The following is a 2,449-nucleotide window of genomic DNA, read 5'->3' as shown; positions in this document are numbered from 1 at the left end:
CCGCGCGACGACCTGTTCGATCTGGGCGACGCGCGTCGTTCCGGCGGCCTGCCTGCCGGGACATTGGGCTCGCGGGAGGTCTTCGACGTCGGGAGCATCCGCAAGGACTTCCCGATCCTGTCCGAACAGGTGCACGGGCGGCCGCTGATCTGGTTCGACAACGCGGCCACCACGCAGAAGCCGCAGGCGGTCATCGACCGGCTGGCGTACTTCTACGCGCACGAGAACTCCAACATTCACCGGGCCGCCCACGAACTGGCCGCCCGGGCGACCGACGCCTACGAGGACGCCCGCGAGACCGTGCGCGACTTCCTGGGCGCCGGACGCAGCGAGGAGATCGTGTTCGTGCGGGGCGCCACCGAGGGCATCAACCTGGTGGCGCAGTCGTGGGGGCGGGCGAACCTGCGGGCCGGTGACGAGATCCTCATCACCAACCTGGAGCATCACGCCAACATCGTCCCGTGGCAGATCGTCGCCCAGCAGACGGGCGCCGTGCTGAAGGTGGCACCCGTCGATGATCGGGGCAACCTGCTGCTGGACGCGTTCACCGCCCTGCTGGACCCCCGGACGAAGCTGGTGGCGGCCACCCAGGTCGCCAACGCGACGGGCACGGTGAACCCGGTGCAGACCCTGACCGCGCTCGCCCACCGGGCGGGAGCACGGGTGCTGATCGACGGCGCCCAGTCGGTGCCGCACCTGGGCGTCGACCTGCAGAGCTTGGACGCGGACTTCTTCGTGTTCTCTGGGCACAAGGTGTTCGGCCCGACCGGCATCGGCGCGGTGTTCATCTCCGAGCGGGTGTGGGAGGAGACCCCGGCCTGGCAGGGCGGCGGCAACATGATCGCCGACGTGACGATCGAGCGCAGCATCTACCAGGGGCCGCCGAACAAGTACGAGGCGGGCACCGGCAACATCGCGGACGCCGTCGGGCTCGCTGCGGCGCTGCGGTACGTCAACGAGGTGGGGATCGAACGGATCGCCGCCTACGAGCACTCCCTGCTGGAGTACGCCACCCCGAAACTGGCCGCCATCCCCGGTGTCCGGCTCATCGGGACGGCCACCGACAAGGCGAGCGTCCTGTCGTTCGTGCTGGCCGGGCACGAACCGGAGACGGTCGGCACAGCGCTGAACGAGCGCGGCATCGCGGTGCGGGCCGGGCATCACTGCGCGCAGCCGATCCTGCGTCGCCTGGGCGTGGAGAAGACCGTGCGGCCTTCGTTCGCCTTCTACAACACGGCCGAGGAGATCGATGTGTTCCTCGACGCCGTCCATGATCTCAGCGAGCAGACGGCTGCCACGCCCTGACGCCCGCTGAGTACAACAGGCCGGCGCGCCGCCTCCCGGCACGGTGACGGCGCGCAGGCCTTCCCCCTGAACAGCCCCACGTTGAACTCTTGTCTGGCTTCGCATCCGAAAGGGTCACCATGTCCGATCACAGCCTTCGCGCCTACGACTCGATCCTCGATCTGCTGCCGGACGCCGACAATCCGACGCCGATCGTCGCGTTGCAGCGCATCACCGGGTTTCAGCACGCGCGCGTCTACGCCAAGCTCGAGTGGTACAACCCCTTCGGTGCGGTGAAGGACCGGGTGGCGGCCAACCTGATCGGGGACGCCGAGGAGCGCGGCGAGCACCTGGAGAACCTGGTGGAGCCGACCTCGGGCAACACCGGCATCGGGCTGGCGATGGTCTCCAACGCCCGCGACTACGGGTTCTCGGCAACCCTGTCGAAGGCGATCCCCCTGGAGAAGCGGACGGCTCTGCGGCTGTTCGGCACCGACCTGGTCGAACTCGACGACGACCTGTGTCCGATGCCGGGCCAGCCCGAGGGCGCCATGGCGAAGGCGGAAGAGCTGGGGCAGCGTCCCGGCTGGCGGGAGCTCAACCAGTACGCCAACCCGGCCAACCCGGAGGCCCACTACAAGACGACCGGCCCCGAGATCTGGCGTCAGACCCAGGGCACGGTGACCCACTTCGTGGCCGCGCTGGGCACCTGCGGCACCATCACCGGGACGGGCCGCTACCTCAAGGAACAGAACCCGGACGTCCAAGTGATCGGCGTCCACCCCACCCAGGGCCACGACATTCCCGGCGTCCGCAGCCTGCGCGCGCTGGCGCTGACCGACTTCTTCGTCCCCGACGAGTACGACGCCGTCCTGGAGGTGGGCGACGACGAGGCGTACGGGGTGTGCCAGCGGCTGCACCTGGAGGAGAGCCTGATCGCGGGCCCGAGTTGCGGCCTGGCCCTGGCGGGCGCCCTGCGCGCCGTGCCCGATGAGCCAGGCGTCGTCGCCGTGGTGATCTTCCCCGACAACGCGTGGAAGTACCTCTCCTCCTTCCGGAAGCACCTGCCCGCGCTGTTCCCGGCCGAAGAGCCGGTGGCGATCCCACCGGCGAACCCGTTCGCCCAGCACCTGGAGGCCGCTTTCCAGTTCGCCAAGACGGGCCC

2 protein-coding genes are annotated in these 2,449 nt (G+C 69.5%); both read left to right on the top strand.

All coding sequences use genetic code 11. The annotated features are described in order from the left end of the window. The coding region (locus V7E09_RS15200) for a family 2A encapsulin nanocompartment cargo protein cysteine desulfurase (protein ID WP_324523686.1) at positions 1 to 1,305 on the top strand (1,305 nt) is incomplete at its 5' end. A gap of 119 nt (positions 1,306 to 1,424) precedes the next feature. Then, positions 1,425 to 2,449: PLP-dependent cysteine synthase family protein (locus V7E09_RS15195; protein WP_324523685.1), on the top strand; the 1,025-nt coding region annotated here is incomplete at its 3' end.

This window comes from Propioniciclava sp. (assembly GCF_036744435.1).
Lineage (GTDB): Bacteria > Actinomycetota > Actinomycetes > Propionibacteriales > Propionibacteriaceae > Propioniciclava.
This window is presented reverse-complemented; position numbering and strand designations above follow the sequence as displayed.